This window comes from Alteromonas sp. G4i35 (assembly GCF_054960375.1).
Genome location: NZ_JBHNZD010000009.1, coordinates 45361 through 60496, shown reverse-complemented (window position 1 = coordinate 60496; position 15136 = coordinate 45361). Strand labels below are relative to the sequence as shown.

Annotated in this window: 10 protein-coding genes; 4 read left to right on the top strand and 6 right to left on the bottom strand. The window is 44.6% G+C overall.

Annotated features, from left to right (window positions below):
* Positions 1-131: 131 nt before the first annotated feature.
* From ACFI6L_RS07200 to ACFI6L_RS07190, 3 genes are all read right to left on the bottom strand, one after another.
* Positions 132-1637, bottom strand: a complete 1506-nt coding sequence (locus ACFI6L_RS07200) for a tryptophan halogenase family protein (RefSeq protein ID WP_462573677.1) — start codon at positions 1635-1637, stop codon at positions 132-134.
* Positions 1615-3288 carry a tryptophan halogenase family protein gene (locus ACFI6L_RS07195; protein WP_462573676.1) on the bottom strand — a complete coding sequence of 558 codons (1674 nt, stop codon included), beginning with the start codon at positions 3286-3288 and terminating at the stop codon, positions 1615-1617. The genes ACFI6L_RS07200 and ACFI6L_RS07195 overlap by 23 nt, the downstream gene beginning before the upstream one ends.
* A gap of 143 nt (positions 3289-3431) precedes the next feature.
* Positions 3432-6362, bottom strand: a complete 2931-nt coding sequence (locus tag ACFI6L_RS07190) for a TonB-dependent receptor (RefSeq protein ID WP_014977831.1) — start codon at positions 6360-6362, stop codon at positions 3432-3434.
* 526 nt (positions 6363-6888) lie between these two features.
* Between ACFI6L_RS07190 and ACFI6L_RS07185 the strand changes: the two genes are divergently transcribed.
* The 3 genes from ACFI6L_RS07185 to ACFI6L_RS07175 are packed head-to-tail and all read left to right on the top strand — an operon-like array spanning position 6889 to position 10898.
* Positions 6889-8226: a GH1 family beta-glucosidase gene (locus tag ACFI6L_RS07185; protein ID WP_462573675.1), complete on the top strand. Its 1338-nt coding sequence runs from the start codon at positions 6889-6891 to the stop codon at positions 8224-8226.
* A gap of 17 nt (positions 8227-8243) precedes the next feature.
* The gene (locus tag ACFI6L_RS07180) at positions 8244-9851 is read left to right on the top strand and encodes an MFS transporter (protein WP_462573674.1); all 1608 of its coding nucleotides are present in this window, start codon (positions 8244-8246) and stop codon (positions 9849-9851) included.
* Between the two features lie 45 nt (positions 9852-9896).
* On the top strand, positions 9897-10898 hold the full coding sequence (locus ACFI6L_RS07175; RefSeq protein WP_462573673.1) for a LacI family DNA-binding transcriptional regulator: 1002 nt from the start codon (positions 9897-9899) through the stop codon (positions 10896-10898).
* A 140-nt stretch (positions 10899-11038) separates the two neighbouring features.
* On the opposite strand, the gene ACFI6L_RS07170 is transcribed toward ACFI6L_RS07175, so the two are convergent.
* Positions 11039-12208, bottom strand: coding sequence for a DUF1624 domain-containing protein (locus ACFI6L_RS07170; RefSeq protein WP_462573672.1), 1170 nt, complete (start codon positions 12206-12208; stop codon positions 11039-11041).
* Between the two features lie 201 nt (positions 12209-12409).
* On the opposite strand from ACFI6L_RS07170, the gene ACFI6L_RS07165 reads away from it, so the two are divergent.
* Positions 12410-12877: a nuclear transport factor 2 family protein gene (locus tag ACFI6L_RS07165; RefSeq protein ID WP_014977834.1), complete on the top strand. Its 468-nt coding sequence runs from the start codon at positions 12410-12412 to the stop codon at positions 12875-12877.
* A 52-nt stretch (positions 12878-12929) separates the two neighbouring features.
* Here ACFI6L_RS07165 and ACFI6L_RS07160 read toward each other — a convergent pair whose 3' ends face one another.
* Positions 12930-13571 carry an OmpA family protein gene (locus ACFI6L_RS07160; RefSeq protein ID WP_014951442.1) on the bottom strand — a complete coding sequence of 214 codons (642 nt, stop codon included), beginning with the start codon at positions 13569-13571 and terminating at the stop codon, positions 12930-12932.
* A 350-nt stretch (positions 13572-13921) separates the two neighbouring features.
* Positions 13922-15121: an HD-GYP domain-containing protein gene (locus ACFI6L_RS07155; RefSeq protein ID WP_101566496.1), complete on the bottom strand. Its 1200-nt coding sequence runs from the start codon at positions 15119-15121 to the stop codon at positions 13922-13924.
* Positions 15122-15136: the final 15 nt, after the last annotated feature.

The window sequence follows — 15136 nt, the reverse complement described above, 5'->3', positions numbered from 1 at the left end:
AAATAACACCAAACCCAGCTTTCTACCTGGGTTTGAGACTTCTGTAGGGCGTTTGGTAGCTCGTCGGTTACGAGCTGCTTAAGTCACTGTTGACGCGCTACCTGCCGCCAACATCTAACGCTTCTAATAACTCATCTCAGATACTGTGTTAAGAAGGCCTCGTGCGAGGGGAGTTTAGCTACGTGATTATCCACCTGCTGCTTTAATCCTGCCGTAAACTGCTTAAGTGACTGTTCACTCATCTCATCGGCAACACGATGATACTGGCTAGGTGTCATGCCTTGGCCCATTAATACTTGGGTCCAGGAATCAACACGGAAAATATCTCCGTCATCTAAAAATACACGGCCAGATTCAGCAAACAAATCCAATTTATGTTTAAGAGAAGACGGGATGTCCATGCGTTGACACTGCTGCCAAAAGGGGCTGTCCTCGCGCTGTGTCACCTTGTAATGCATAACAATAAAATCGAGTATGGCCGACATTTCGCTATCAAACTTATTATTGTATTCGTCGATTGCGCTTTGGGTTATGCCATCGAAAGGGAATAGGCGCATTAAGCGTATAAGGCCAGTCATGATTAGATGGATACTGGTCGACTCTAAAGGCTCAATAAAGCCACTGGATAGCCCTAGCGCCACGCAGTTTTTATTCCAACCACGCCTGCGTTTTCCAGGCGTAAAACGAATCACTCTCGGCTCATTAATGGGCGCGCCTGTCACCTGCGATTTAAGTGTATTGATGGCATCTTCATCGCTCATAAATCGGCTACAAAATACCAATCCATTACCCATTCGTTCTTGAAGAGGTATTTGCCAGCGCCAACCGGCCTGATGTGCCACACTTTTGGTGTATGGCACAGGTGGGGCTGTAAGCTCAGTTTGCATAGCTACCGCACTATCGCAGAAAAGATAGTGTCGCCAATCGTCGTAACCGGTGTGAAGGGCTTGTTCAATAAGCAGCCCTTTAAAGCCTGTACAGTCTATGAAAAAGTCGCCATCTATGACTTCATCGCTTGCTAATCGAAGGGACTGGATGTTGCCTGATTGCGGGCATACTACGACCTTTTCTATATCTCCTTCCTTGTGAGTTACCCCAGCATCACACGCTAGAGACTTTAAAAATCGACCGTAAGCAACAGCATCAAAATGATAGGCAAAGTTAAGCGGCATGGCTTCTGATGTGGCGAACTTGCTCTGTTTAGCGGCAATAAGTTCCGGGCAATAATCACCAAATTCACCACCAAATCCGTATTCTTTAGCCCTCAGCCAAAAATGGTGAAACTCGCCAGCCCAACACTCTCTTCCGGTTATACCAAAAGAATGAATATAGCTGTGACCTTGTTCACGCCAATTTTCAAACTCAATACCCAGTTTGAACGTGGCTTGTGTGGCACGCATAAATGCTTTTTCGTCGATGCCAAGCAACTTGTGAAATGTTCTGATAGGCGGAATAGTCGCCTCGCCCACACCTACAATACCAATATCTTTCGACTCGACTAACGTAACGTTTATTGACTTACCCAAAAGCCGTGACAGCGCTGTGGCCGCCATCCATCCCGCAGTACCGCCACCCGCAATGACTACGTTCTTAACGGGCGTTTGATTTTTACTGCTATCTAAACCCGATACGGTCATAAGAGGCGTCCTTTTTATCTGAAGTATTTTTTATGTCATTACAACTCGAAGCTGAAGCGTGCTCGTTCTTTTCACGTTGAGCATGCGAGGGCACGTGTTGTTTTTCGTTGCTGTAGCGCTTTGCAATATTATTGAGCAAAACTCTGTTAGACGGCAATCCCTGCAGATAAGCGTTTTTAGTTTGTTGTAAGGTTTCGCGAATGTGAACTGCTTTACGCTTATGCTCTTCATTTAGCCGTAAAGGCGATGTAGAAGAAGAAAAGCCCATTCCATATAGTACATACTGATAGCTAGCAGAGGGGAAAATCTCTTCGTTCTCGATAAGATCTAAGCGTGAAGGGCTTTGATACTTCCACAGTTCAAGCAATTCAGCGAGAGAATCGGGTATGGACGCCTTCTCTCTTTGCGCTAACCAATACGGCTCTTCTCTATCGCTTAAAGCATAATGTAGTTTTAGAAAGTCGATAACGCGCTGCCAGCGATATGCAAAGCGCGAGTTGTAGCGCTTACTGACTATTTCCATGTGTGCTTTGTTTTGCGGAAAAGCCTCACAGAGCATACGTAAGCCAAGCTCGACCATAGCAATGGCTGATGCTTCAAGCGGTTCAACAAACCCCGAAGACATACCTAAGCTCAAACAGTTTTTTACCCAAAACTGTGATCTATAGCCAGGCTCAAAGGAGAGTGTACGAAAAGAAAGCTCTGCATCTTGTGCACTAGGGTAACGTTCACGAACGTAGTCAATCAGCACCTGCTTTGCTTGATCTTCATCTGTGAATTGAGAAGAGTAAACTAGGCCTACACCTCGGCGGTGCTGCAACGCAATATCCCACGTCCACCCACAGGTTTGTGCAGTGGCCACTGTGGTACTTTTTATTTCAGCATCTTCGTTTGAATAAGGCACTTGAAGCGCAACGGCGCGATCATTGAGCATTGTGCGCTTAACGGGTATCCAGGGAATAGTAAAGTGTTTATTGATGAGCAGGCCGCTGCTGCCAGAGCAGTCAATAAATAGATCGCCAACTATTTTTTTCCCGTCCTTTGTTGATACGCTTTCAATATCTCCGTTTTGATGAGAGTGAACACTGTCAACATGACCAACGACATGAGCGACATTTAACTTGTCTACGCAATGATTTTTTAACAGCTCAGCAAGCTTTGTGGCGTCGAAATGGTAACCGTAATTGAGCACATGGGCGTAGTCCGGCGTAGCAATTTGCTTGGGCGCCTTGCCTGCGGCACACATGGCGGCTTGTAACGAAAACGCATCTTCGTATGACGTATTGGGAGCGAGTTCTTGCCAGCAAGTATGAATATCAAGTTCGTTGTACCCTGTTGGAACGGTAAATGGATGATGATAGCAGTGCCCGCCTTTACGCCAATTAACAAAGCTGGAGCCTTGCTTGAAAGCGCCATGACACAGCGTTAAGAATTCCGTTTCACTAATACCAATATCAAGAAGGGTATCGCGCAGTGACGGCCAAGAGCCTTCGCCCACACCTAAAGAAGGGATGTTGGGTGACTCTATCAAGGTAACGGTGTGATTCGCGCTTAGTTTTGCGGCAAGTATCCCTGCTGCAAGCCACCCAGCCGTACCACCACCGACAATGACGACCCGATGCATACTGCTATGACTTTCGTTATCACTCATACGTTAAGAACCACGATATGCCCCACTGCACTTCTACAAACATGTTCAGTCGTTTTTCTGGTTACTATTCAAACAGCACTATGACAAAAAAACCCGCTAAAGCGCAACCCTAAGCACTTTAGCGGGTAAACACACCCCAATCGTTAAAACTTGTAGCGAACTCCCAGTGCATAGCGAGCGCCAAGCTCATCTAATTTCCACAACATAGCACTTGTTCTGCCGTGTCTACGGATATTTTCATCTGTGATGTTTATCCCTTCAAATGACACCGTAAGATCTTCAGTGATGTCGTAAGAAACATTGAAGTCTATTTGTGAATAGTCTTCGGTATAGCCCGGCTCATTAATGTACTGAGAGGTTGTATCAAGGAACTTATCACGCCAGTTGTAGGCAATACGCGCTTGCAAAGCATCTTTCTCATACATCAAGATGAGGTTTGCTGTGTCACTTAGTCCCACAAGGGCAAACTGAGTTATCGATGGATTTGCGTCATTATCAAAACCAATATCACCTTGCACTGTGGTGTAGTTAGCCAGTACCCCGAAGCCGCTATCACCAAAGAAGTGCTGCGCAGCAAGTTCGAAACCGTAAATATTCGCCGCTTTATTGTTAACAGGTTTAGAGTTAATGAAGGTAATCAACGGATCTTCGCTATTGGGCAGCACATCGAATTGCTGCTCAAACTGTTCGTCAGTCAATGAGTCATACTCGATACCGTTTTCCATCGCAGCAACCATGTTAAACAATGACGTGTCATTAATTGGAATACCACGCGCCTCTAATTCAGCGCGAGCCGCCTCTGCACGCGGTCCATTGGTAACGTCTCTCAACCCAAAGATATTTTCTTCAACTTGTTCATTACCGATAAAGTTCTTAACACGCTTATCGTAAAAACCAACCGACACATAGCTTGTCTCATCGAAATAATATTCGAATGAAAGATCAAGGTTGTCTGATTCTAATGGTATCAGCGATGGGTTACCTGAACTCGCGGTGGCGGTAATGCTGTCAGTAAGAATTGTCGGCCCGCTTTGAGGCGATACTGTCGCAGCGGCGCTCAAGTTGTTGTACGTGGGTCGCGCTATTGTCTTACTGTAAGAGAATCGTGCAATCATGTTTTCAACAACTTCGATATCGAAATCTAATGCAGGAAGTACATGGTCGTAACTTGATTCAACTTCAACATCTTCCATATCGCTTCCAAAACGGACGTTGAAGTCATTATTACCTTCCCACGCAATGCCGCTAGGTAAACTTATATTTGCAATTGAAGTTACATCGGTATTTTCGTAGCGTACACCTGCCAACAGGTTGTACTCCATGCCGTTTAACTCGCCAGATAAATCCAATTCGAAATAAACCGCAGTTATGTCTTCTTCAATAGTACGGTTAGTTGCAAACGGGTTGTTGGCAAGAAAATCAAAACCGTATTCTTGAGCAGCGAATGCACCAATTTGCGCAACACTACCGGTAAAGCCCTGAGAGAACATCCCCTCAGTATTGAAATCGCTAAACTCACTCGCCAAATCCAGCGGTGTTAAAGAACCAGCAGGAAGCTCACCCGGGTTCTCAATTCCCCAGTTGCCCATGGTGTGGCGGGTTAGAGATTGGAGCGATGTGCTCTCCATTGAGCGTGACTCAATACCAAAGTTAATACTTCCGGTATCCATAACGTAAGAGCCATCAAGACGAGCTTGAGTAATCTCGGTGTCTTGCGACGAGAAATTCATGTCCAATATCGATGTACCTACATCATCTTGGTCAAGCACGCCATTACCGTTAAGATTATCACGAGCTTCATCGTCAAAATCGACGAACATAATAGGGAAGTCGCCTCTGAAATCGACACCTTGCCCTTTAACTACGTTTGCGCCTAAACCAAGATTTGTCCACGTTCCATAGGGCGCATCTGGGCGTCCTTCTGCCGTCGAATTATGAAGGTCGAAGACTAGAGTTAGCTCGTCATTTACGAAGTACTCAAGATTTAAACCGATTGACTTGTTTTCGTTGACTTGGTTTAGTTCTTGAAGTGCCAAACCTAGATCACGAGGTAGCAAATCTCGGCGTTCTTGAGTGATTAATACCGGCGTTTTTACCGTTTCATCATCAAAGGTTAGTTCGGTGAAGTACCTATCATCCATCCATATCGATTGCTCGGCTCGAGCTTCGTATAAGTCTTGCTTTGAATAGGTGTAATCAAGCGTGGCCGTCATTTTTTCTGAAGGAGCAAACTGGAACGTTAGCTGTGCATTCGTTCTTTCACGCTCTCGGTCTGCCATGTAATAACGTAAATCTGAGGGAATGGCGAAAAGCTGTCCCATGGCTGGTGCGTTGTTCAGCACAATTGGGTCACCGCTATCTGGGTTCGCTGGATCAGGTGATTGGGGCACCGTGCCATCAAATGGATTTACGCGCCACTCGTTCACAAACGCACCTTGTGCAGCACTGTCACGCTGTTGGAATGAACCGGTAAACGTAACGCCAAAGGTATTGTCATCATTGAGGTAATTGATGAAGCCAGATACTTCAGGCGTAACATCATCACCTACACGGTTAGTCGTATCATGCAGTGCTTTTGCGCCTACACTTGCGGTAATGCCATTGTCAGATGCTTGAAAGGGACGTGCTGTTCGTATATTTACCGTAGCCCCAATCCCCCCAGTTGCAATACTCGCTCTACCTGTTTTGTACACTTCAACCGCTCTCACACTTTCAGAAGCAAGGTCAGAAAAATCGAAGGCGCGAGAATTTGCTGCTCCGCCACCACCAGGTAACGCAGAACCAGGCATCGTACGTCCATTCAGCGTTACCATATTAAAGTCAGGTCCAAAACCACGCGCTGTGACTTGGCTTCCTTCACCATTATTCCGACTAATCGAAATACCAGTAATACGCTGTAGTGACTCTGCTAAGTTAGTATCAGGAAATTTACCAATATCTTCTGCTGAGATGGCATCAACAACACCAGCAGAGTCACGCTTGATACCCATCGACTCTTGAACACTACTTCGTATACCTGATACCTGAATAACTTCTATGTCTTTTTCTGTTTCTTGCGCCGTCGCAGATGACATCACGCCGCTACTCAAAGCGGTCCCGAGTATCAATGACAAACTTGCTGCGATCTTGCTTTTATTTGGTGTTGTTTGTGTCACGGTCTATCTCTCTTTAATAGTGGCTTTTATGTGTGTTGTGAACCTTACGCGCCTCCAGAAAGGGCTTTCCCAAAGAGAAACTAGAACACCCAGACATAAGAAAGCGCTTTCCGAACATTAATTCAACAAAAGTTTAAGATCAACACATTTTTTACAATTAATTCACAGGTAACAACTATATAGGAGAACACCAAACTCCTCATAAAAAATTATAAAACCAACACATTCAATAGTTTACAAGAAAACCAAAGCTCTATTAGATTCCGGTATTAGTCATATAAATATTATCAGTCACTTAATTCCATTAACGTAAAAATGACATAAATATGAGAAAGCGCTTTCTAATTGTTTTTTATTTGTGCTATAAACCGCTTTGTTATTTCAGATTCATTGTACTGCCAGCATCCGTTTAGAATTTGTGCAGTAAGAAAAAGGTTATCGACATATGAACAGCATTTCGCTTCCCGCAGGCAGTCCCTTACTCAAAAATTCGTTTCTTTATGGAACTGCCACGTCAAGTTTTCAGATAGAAGGGGATGTCGACAACCGTCTCGAATGTATTTGGGATAGATTTTGTGAACGGCCTTCAGCCATCGCTGATCACTCCAATGGCGATGTCGCCTGTGATCATATTGCTCGCTGGAGAGAAGATTTCGACATTTTGTTAGACTTAAACGTAGACGCTTACCGTTTCTCTATTTCTTGGCCGCGCGTTATCACTCAAGAAGGTGAGCTAAATCCAAAAGGCGTTGCCTTTTATAAAACGCTAGTTGATGCGTTAAATGAAAAAGGCATTAAGCCATTTGTTACCCTTTATCACTGGGATCTCCCGCAGCACCTGGAAGATAAAGGTGGGTGGCTTTACCGACAAACTGCTTTTGCATTTGAAGACTATGTTGACAAAATAACGCAGGCGTTAGGCGAGTCCGTTTTTTCCTATGCAACGTTCAATGAACCTTTTTGCAGTGCTTATTTAGGGTATGAAATAGGCGCACACGCCCCGGGCAGAACGAGTAGAAAATACGGAAGAACTGCGGCTCATCACATTTTGCTAGCACACGGCCTTGGGATGAAGGTGCTTAGAAAAAATGTCCCAAATAGCGAAGCCGGTATAGTATTGAACTTTACGCCATGCTACCCCGCCACACAAAAGAAAGAAGACCTCTTAGCCACCCGCAAAGCAGATGACTATATCAACCAATGGTATATGCAGCCTGTAATGGAGGGAAGCTACCCCGAAGTGTTATTTGATATAGACGAAGCGGATAGACCCCCAGTTGAAGCTGGTGATATGGAGACAATCTGTCAGCCCATCGATTTCTTAGGGGTAAATTTCTACACGCGATTACACTATTCTGCGCCCAAAGAGAAAGGTGCATTGTATTTCGAGCATCCTCATCAAGGTCCATTAACCGATATTGGTTGGGAAATCTATCCAAAAGCGCTTTATGATTTACTTACTTCATTAAACGAACGATATACGCTCCCTCCCATTTTTATAACTGAAAATGGTGCTGCAATGGCAGACGAACTCAAAGATGGTCTTGTTAATGATGTGGATCGGGTTGATTACTACAATGCCCATTTAAACATGGTACACAACGCAGTGATTGATGGAGTGGAAGTGAGTGGTTACTTCGCATGGAGCCTCCTTGATAACTTCGAGTGGGCGGAAGGATATGAAAAGCGATTTGGGCTAGTTTATGTGGATTTTGAAACGCAAAAGCGTACGCTTAAACTTAGCGCCAATGCTTATAAAGCGCTCATAGCAAGTCGAACATAACAACAGTGGAAATAGCAATGAACCATAAGCTGACATTAAAAGAAAAAGTGGGTTATGGCATGGGCGACGCTGCGGCCAATTTAGTTTGGCGGGGCGCACTAGCATATTTGGCGGTATTTTATACCGATACGTTCGGTATTACAGCCGCTGCAGCTGCGATGCTATTTCTTGTCGTTCGTCTTTCTGACGGTGTGACCGATATTATCATGGGAATGATTGCTGACAGAACCCAGACTAAGATGGGAAAGTTTCGCCCTTGGATATTAGGCTCCACTCCTTTTCTTGGCCTTTTCATGGTCCTTTGCTTTACCACACCTGATCTCTCGTATTCAGGCAAACTCATTTACGCTTACCTGACCTACATCGGACTAACCTTAGCGTATACGGTTAATAATGTACCGTACTCAGCGCTAATGGGCGTGATGACCAGTGATGATAGAGAGCGTACAAGTTTGTCTGGCTTTCGTTTTGCTGGGGCATTCTTTGGTGGACTGCTTGTTATGGGTTGTTTGCCTATGCTGGTGGACTTGCTAGGCCAAGGGAACACTGCTGTAGGGTATCAATATACCATGTGGTTGTTTGCCACGTTGCTTGTCATATTAATGTGTGTAACAGTTTTTACCACGAAAGAGCGCGTTACGTTGCAGCAGGTTTCAAAGCCTCAAGACACTAAACTGGACTCTCCAAAAACAGAGACAGGTACCCAAGTAGCGCCCGCTCCTCGTTCACTAACATCTGAACTCATCGACTTGGGAAAGCAACTACCGTTAATTCTAGTTCCTCTTTCAGCAATAACCGCCTTCTTTTATTATCGAGACGTTGTAACTGGGGCAATCTTCATTACTGTTATAGCGCTTACTACTATTGCAATTAAACGGTTAACTCGCCGACCGGATGCCGAAAACACCCGTTCTCAGCAGGATATTATCGACCTGCTTTCCAATAAACCCTGGCTAATTCTGTTAGGAATGGGTTTTCTAACCATGATGTTTAATGGCATCAAATATGGCGTTATTGCCTACTATTTCAAATATTACATGGGCAATGAGCTACTCACAGGCTACTTTTTCATTTCACTGCTGGTAGTGTCGATTTTCGGCGCATTAGCAACGTCCAAATTAGCCGCTATGTTTGGTCGCAAGAAGCTCTTTATTATCGCGCTGTTAGCAAGTAGCGTATTGACCTCTGGCATTTATTTTGTTCCTCAGAAAAGCGTGAGCGCCATATTCATTCTAGGTTGCAGTGCAGAGTTTTTTGCCGCCATATTGCCTACCTTATTTTTCTCTATGCTAGGAGACTCGGCAGACTACAGCGAATATAAGACAGGTCGAAGAGCCACCGGACTCGTCTACTCTGCAGGCTCTTTTGTTCAAAAAACAGGGGGAGGCTTTGCAGGGGCGCTCGTCTTGCTAGTATTGGGAAGCTATGGCTATAACGGTCTTGATATCAATACAATTGATCAAACGCTTCCAGGTATGAAGTCTTTAATAAGTTGGATACCGGCGCTATTTGGCTTTGCTGGCGCAGCGTTAATCTGTCTGTACCCATTAAATGACGAAAAACAAAAAGAAGTTACACAAGCTTTACTCTCTCGACGTAGCGAACAACCGCCGATATCGGCATAATACAGTCAGTTAGAGTGATTGTTTTAGAGAACGAGGTCTTATCACGTGCCCACCATTTATCAAGTTGCCGAGCGTGCAGGTGTTTCTTTATCTACGGTATCCCGCGTATTAAATGGTAAGGCTTCGGTAAACAAAGTACTGAAAGAACGCGTAGAGAAAGCGGTTAAAGAGCTAAATTACCGTCCAAACTCTGTCGCTCGTTCATTGGCAAATAACCGCACTGACAGCGTCGGGGTACTTGTACCTGAACTCAACGCCCCGTTTTTTGGCGATCTGATGCAAGCTGTAGAGTCAACGCTGCGCGCCGCAGATAAACATGTCATTATTTCGGTAGGACGGAATTGCCTAGAAACAGAGAAAGATGCGGTAGAGTTTCTTATTAGCCGTAACTGCGATGCACTCATCATGCATGCAGAAGCATTATCCGATGAGTATTTATTGCAGTTAAACCAGTCGAAACTTCCCGTTGCTTTGGTTAACAGACAGGTGGAGGGGCTACCTGAGGCATGCACTAGCCTCGATAATGAAAAGGGCGGATATCTGGCTACCCGCCACTTACTCGAGCTAGGCCATAAAGACATTGCATATATTTCTGGACCGACTGACAAGTGTGACGCGAGCTTGCGCTTGGAAGGACATAAACGCGCCTTGTCGGAAGCAGGGTTGCCCATAAACCCACAGTTGATATTTAACGGCGACTATTCTGAAGAAGACGGGAAGATTGGCTTGTTAGAGCTCATGGCGCGCGATGTTCCTTTCACGGCTTTAGTGTGCGCCAACGATTGGATGGCATCGGGTGCGATAAGCTGCGCGAGAGATTTAGGCATGAGCCTTCCCCACGACTTGTCTGTGGTTGGTTTCGATGACGTGGTATTTGCCCACCATGTTTTTCCTCGTCTTACCACGGTCAGTAACCCAATTGCGGAAATGGCTGAAATGTCAGCCAAGTACATTCTTAATAAAGTATATGGTCAGGCTAATAACGTTCAGCTGTATTTCGAACCTTCCTTGGTTGTTCGGGAATCTACGGTAAAACATGAAGGATGAAGCCAAGCTGGTAAGTCGAAAACCGACTTTCATCTAAACTCTTAATTAAAACTTTCAATTAAGCGCCTTTCGCTCCCAATAGCGCACTTTGCTATCCACCTTAATGATGATACGACCCACAATAGACGCGAAGGCCTGTCTTACAAGTATTTAAGCCAAGGGGCGTGGTGCTTTGATTTATAGGCGCTAAACCATTTAACAGGGAAATAAAGCACTAAACTAAGGCCAGCAGCTATTAACCATATTTGATAAATATGGTCTACGCCCACGTATTTTCCTTTATTCGCCCCCCAAATAAAGAATGCAATACCGTACATCACCAGCAATACGTACAAATGCAGGATGTAGAAAAACATCGGGACCGAGCCAAAGGTGTCGAGAAACGCAAACTGCGTATCCTTAACGCGCTCGAAAGCAAACAACAATAGAAACATGCCGGCCAGCGTAAAGAGCAAAAATGCTAAAGACGGGGGGTACTTAGTCAAATTAAGTAATGACATCAACGTAGTGATGGCACTTTGTTGTAGCTCCCAAGGAAAGGTCTCACCATAAATATTTAAACCGCGAAGTAGGAAAAATAGGCTGAGCGACACTGCAAATAAACCAAGCAACCACCGACCGCGTCGCGCTTTATCAAGCTGTTGACTGTAAAGAGGCCCACATGCATAACCGAGCAGTATTACCCCTATCCAAGGAAGCACGGGATAACTCACTTTAATGTTTAGGGCGGCTGACTGAAGTATATATCCTCTATCGTGCAGCATTGTCCAAAGCGTATAGCCTGTTTCATGTGGAACATAGCTAATTGGCGTTAGTGCATTATGTCCAAAGACAATTAAGAGGCCTAAAATGAGCAACAGAGTTCTTGGAAGATAACTCAATACAGCCAGAGCAATCATGCTGATACCTATGGCCCACATCACCTGAAGATAAAGCGTTTGGAAACTCGCCCCCCAGCTAAACGTAATAAATGTGACCTCTAAGAACAAAATAAACAATCCACGCTTAATTAAGAACTCTCTGACATTACGTGTCGGTTTAGCCTTATTCGCTGAGTCCATTGGATTGGCATAGAGCCATGCAGACAGCCCCGTTAAAAACACGAATGTGGGTGCGCAGTAATGGGCGGCTAACCGTGTGAAAAATAGAGAAGGTGACGTAGTATCGATATCCATAGGATCAGATACCTGCAAATGCAGAAAAAAGCGCTCTCGCACGTGATCGATAAGCATAATGAGCATGACCAAGCCACGCATCATATCGATGCTTCGAATACGGTTTCGTTGAATACTAGAAGACATTTTAGCCATTACATCAAGGAGGAAATATTTGCTATCAACACAACTTCGTTCAGAATTTAGCGGTAGTTTTAGCCACTCACAGCATCGATAGTTAAACGATTAACCCAATGATATAACATTGCAGTAAACAGTGGCAATTATTTGCTTCGAATATACTAATGATGCGTTCAACAGCATAATAAGAAATACTAGAAGAAAAACGGAGTCACTATGAAATATCTATTGTTAGGTCTGGTCATGCTTGCTGTTGCGACGACGGCCGTTGCGAACAACGACCGCGACGCAGTGAATCAGACACTTAATGCTCTACATCACAATGCGTCTATTGCAGACTTTGAGCAGTATTTTGGTTTGTATCACGACAGCGCGATCTTTATTGGCACCGACGCATCTGAGGTATGGACCAAAGAAGCGTTTAAGGCGTATGCCAAACCTCACTTTGACAAGGGCAGAGGATGGACATACCACCCGCGAGACAGGCATATCTATTTTTCCCCTAATCACGATGTAGCCTGGTTCGATGAACTGCTCGATAATGAAAGCCTGGGAGAAACACGAGGCACGGGTGTCTTAATAAAAGAGGGAGCAAAGTGGAAAGTCACCCAATACCATTTAACGATCCCTATCCCCAACGCGCTTGCAGATAGCGTTGCTAATCAAATTAAAACCATGCAATAAAAAAAGCCCCGACGTAACGGGGCCTTTGTTTCTCTTTGGGTCTTAACTACCTTTAGGTATTAGACTGTGTGAGTGGTTGAATTTCCATCTCTACTCGACGGTTCATCGAGCGGTTTGCTGCACTATTGTTAGGTACTTTAGGTGCGTATTCGCCCATACCTACCGTCGTGATACGCGTCGGGTTAACGGAATAGTTAATAAGTAAATTCTTAACCGCTCCTGCGCGACGCTCAGATAAAGACTGGTTGTACTGCTCAGAGCCAGTGTCATCCGTATGACCTTTGATCATAAGAACGGTTTTTTCGTAATTGTTTACGACTTTGGCAACGTCTTGAAGAACCGGATTGAAGTTAGGGCTGATGCTAGAACTGTCAGTAGCAAAGGTAATGTCGCCCGGCATGATCAATCGCAGATTATCGCCTTCTCGCACAACTTGAACGCCAGTATCAGAAAGCTCATTTCGAAGCTCTTCTTCCTGTTTGTCCATGTAGTTACCTATCGCACCACCTGCGATTGCACCTACCGCAGCGCCCCACGCATAACGACTTTTGTCGTTATCACCTGTCGCTTTACCCAGCAATGCGCCTACTACCGCACCAATAGCGGCACCTTTTTGCGTATTATTCGGATCAGTTGCGCAACCTGCTACCGTTAGTGACGCAGCAATCAAACTTACAGCAAGAGTCTTTTTCATAACTTCCTCTTATTTCAATTAAAAGCTCAATATTGATGAGTTGCATTTATCCATTGCCACTCTCAATAAGCTCAGTGTTAGTTTTGCATTAAACAACTACAGTGATAGCAATTAGCGTTCCACTGGCAAATATTCTGTATATAAGCAACAACGAGTATCTGAGCGCCACGAGTTCGCTTCCTGCTTAACTTTTTCTAAAAATCAGCACTCAAAGGCACTACAGCACTTCATGTTTAGAGGATTGTAGGACATCAAACCTGAACGTTAGCTAAATGAACGTTGGAATAAAGAAGAAAAAATGCGTTGGTACACAGTGTAAATACTACACTGTGTTGCTAAAAAGTAACGTTTTAGCCTATTGAAACTGAACGCTCAAAAAATGCGTTCACATCAATCTTATAGTCAGACGCTATGACGGCTTTGTTGATACTGATTGTTTTATCCGATGATAGGTCAACATCTTTCGGCGTTAGATAGTGGTTACTGCGAACCGAATAAAAAACCTTTACGAGTGGCGTAAGCGGGGAGTCTCTCTGTTCAAGCACCATCGCTAATTTATCATTTGATAATAGAACTAGGCTCCCTACGGGGTATACGCCCAGACACTTTATAAACTGTTGAACGAGCGACTGGTCAAGACGCGTTGGCGCATCACTCATCAAAATAGAGAATGCCTTTTGGCTAGACATACCGGCCTTATACACCCGGTCCGCGGTGAGTGCATCGTACATATCGGCAATGGCAAGCATTCGGCCTGCTTGACTAATATCCTCACCTTTGGTCCCAGCAGGGTAGCCTAACCCGTCCAATCGCTCATGATGCTCACTAATCGCTTGAATCAGTGGCTGCGCAATTTCCGTACTTTTTAAATAGTCGACCCCGTGCTTTACATGACCTTTCATGATCTCCATTTCGCTGTCCGTAAGGCGGCCTGGCTTATGAAGAATTTCATCTGGAATTTTGATTTTGCCCAAGTCGTGTAGAAAGCCAGCATAGGAAAGGTCTTGCACCTCTTCTTCAGACATCCCTAAATACTTGCCAAAATTGGCGAGTAAAATAGCAACGTTCAGAGAATGCTCTAGTAAATAGTCGTCTTTTTCTCGAATTTTAGTCAGACAAAGTAACGCATCGGGGTTTCTATCTACCGACTCTACCAACTTGTTTGAAAATGCTTTGGGAATACTCGCATCAAAAGGCGTCTCTTTTTGTACATTGGCAAGTAACAACTTTTGAATTGCCTTTCCTTGCTCGTGAAGCTTTGCGGCTCTTACCAGCTCATTTTCGAGTGATATCTTTTTTGATTTTACCGGTTGATTAGAAGACGAGTTTTGGTGCTTTTCCACAGTAGCCGATGAACTAGGTTGCTCAACGTTAAACGCCTTATCTGTATCAATGGCGAGGGTTTTCACACCTCGCTTTCTAAGTGTTTTAACCACGTCATCAGACGTAACGCGGCCTTGGCTCGTAACCCTCAACGCACCTTTTTGCTCTAAAATTTGATGAACAAACATGCCTGGCACTAACTGATCAATAGTAATCTTTTTTATCATCTTATATGCACTGCA

Excerpts from the sequence above, each read along its gene's own strand:
- ACFI6L_RS07200 (WP_462573677.1), bottom strand. The coding sequence starts at position 1,637 with ATGACCGTATCGGGTTTAGATAGCAGTAAAAATCAAACGCCCGTTAAG.
- ACFI6L_RS07195 (WP_462573676.1), bottom strand. The coding sequence starts at position 3,288 with ATGAGTGATAACGAAAGTCATAGCAGTATGCATCGGGTCGTCATTGTC.
- ACFI6L_RS07190 (WP_014977831.1), bottom strand. The coding sequence starts at position 6,362 with ATGTCATCTGCGACGGCGCAAGAAACAGAAAAAGACATAGAAGTTATT.
- ACFI6L_RS07185 (WP_462573675.1), top strand. The coding sequence starts at position 6,889 with ATGAACAGCATTTCGCTTCCCGCAGGCAGTCCCTTACTCAAAAATTCG.
- ACFI6L_RS07180 (WP_462573674.1), top strand. The coding sequence starts at position 8,244 with ATGAACCATAAGCTGACATTAAAAGAAAAAGTGGGTTATGGCATGGGC.
- ACFI6L_RS07170 (WP_462573672.1), bottom strand. The coding sequence starts at position 12,208 with ATGGCTAAAATGTCTTCTAGTATTCAACGAAACCGTATTCGAAGCATC.
- ACFI6L_RS07165 (WP_014977834.1), top strand. The coding sequence starts at position 12,410 with ATGAAATATCTATTGTTAGGTCTGGTCATGCTTGCTGTTGCGACGACG.
- ACFI6L_RS07160 (WP_014951442.1), bottom strand. The coding sequence starts at position 13,571 with ATGAAAAAGACTCTTGCTGTAAGTTTGATTGCTGCGTCACTAACGGTA.
- ACFI6L_RS07155 (WP_101566496.1), bottom strand. The coding sequence starts at position 15,121 with ATGATAAAAAAGATTACTATTGATCAGTTAGTGCCAGGCATGTTTGTT.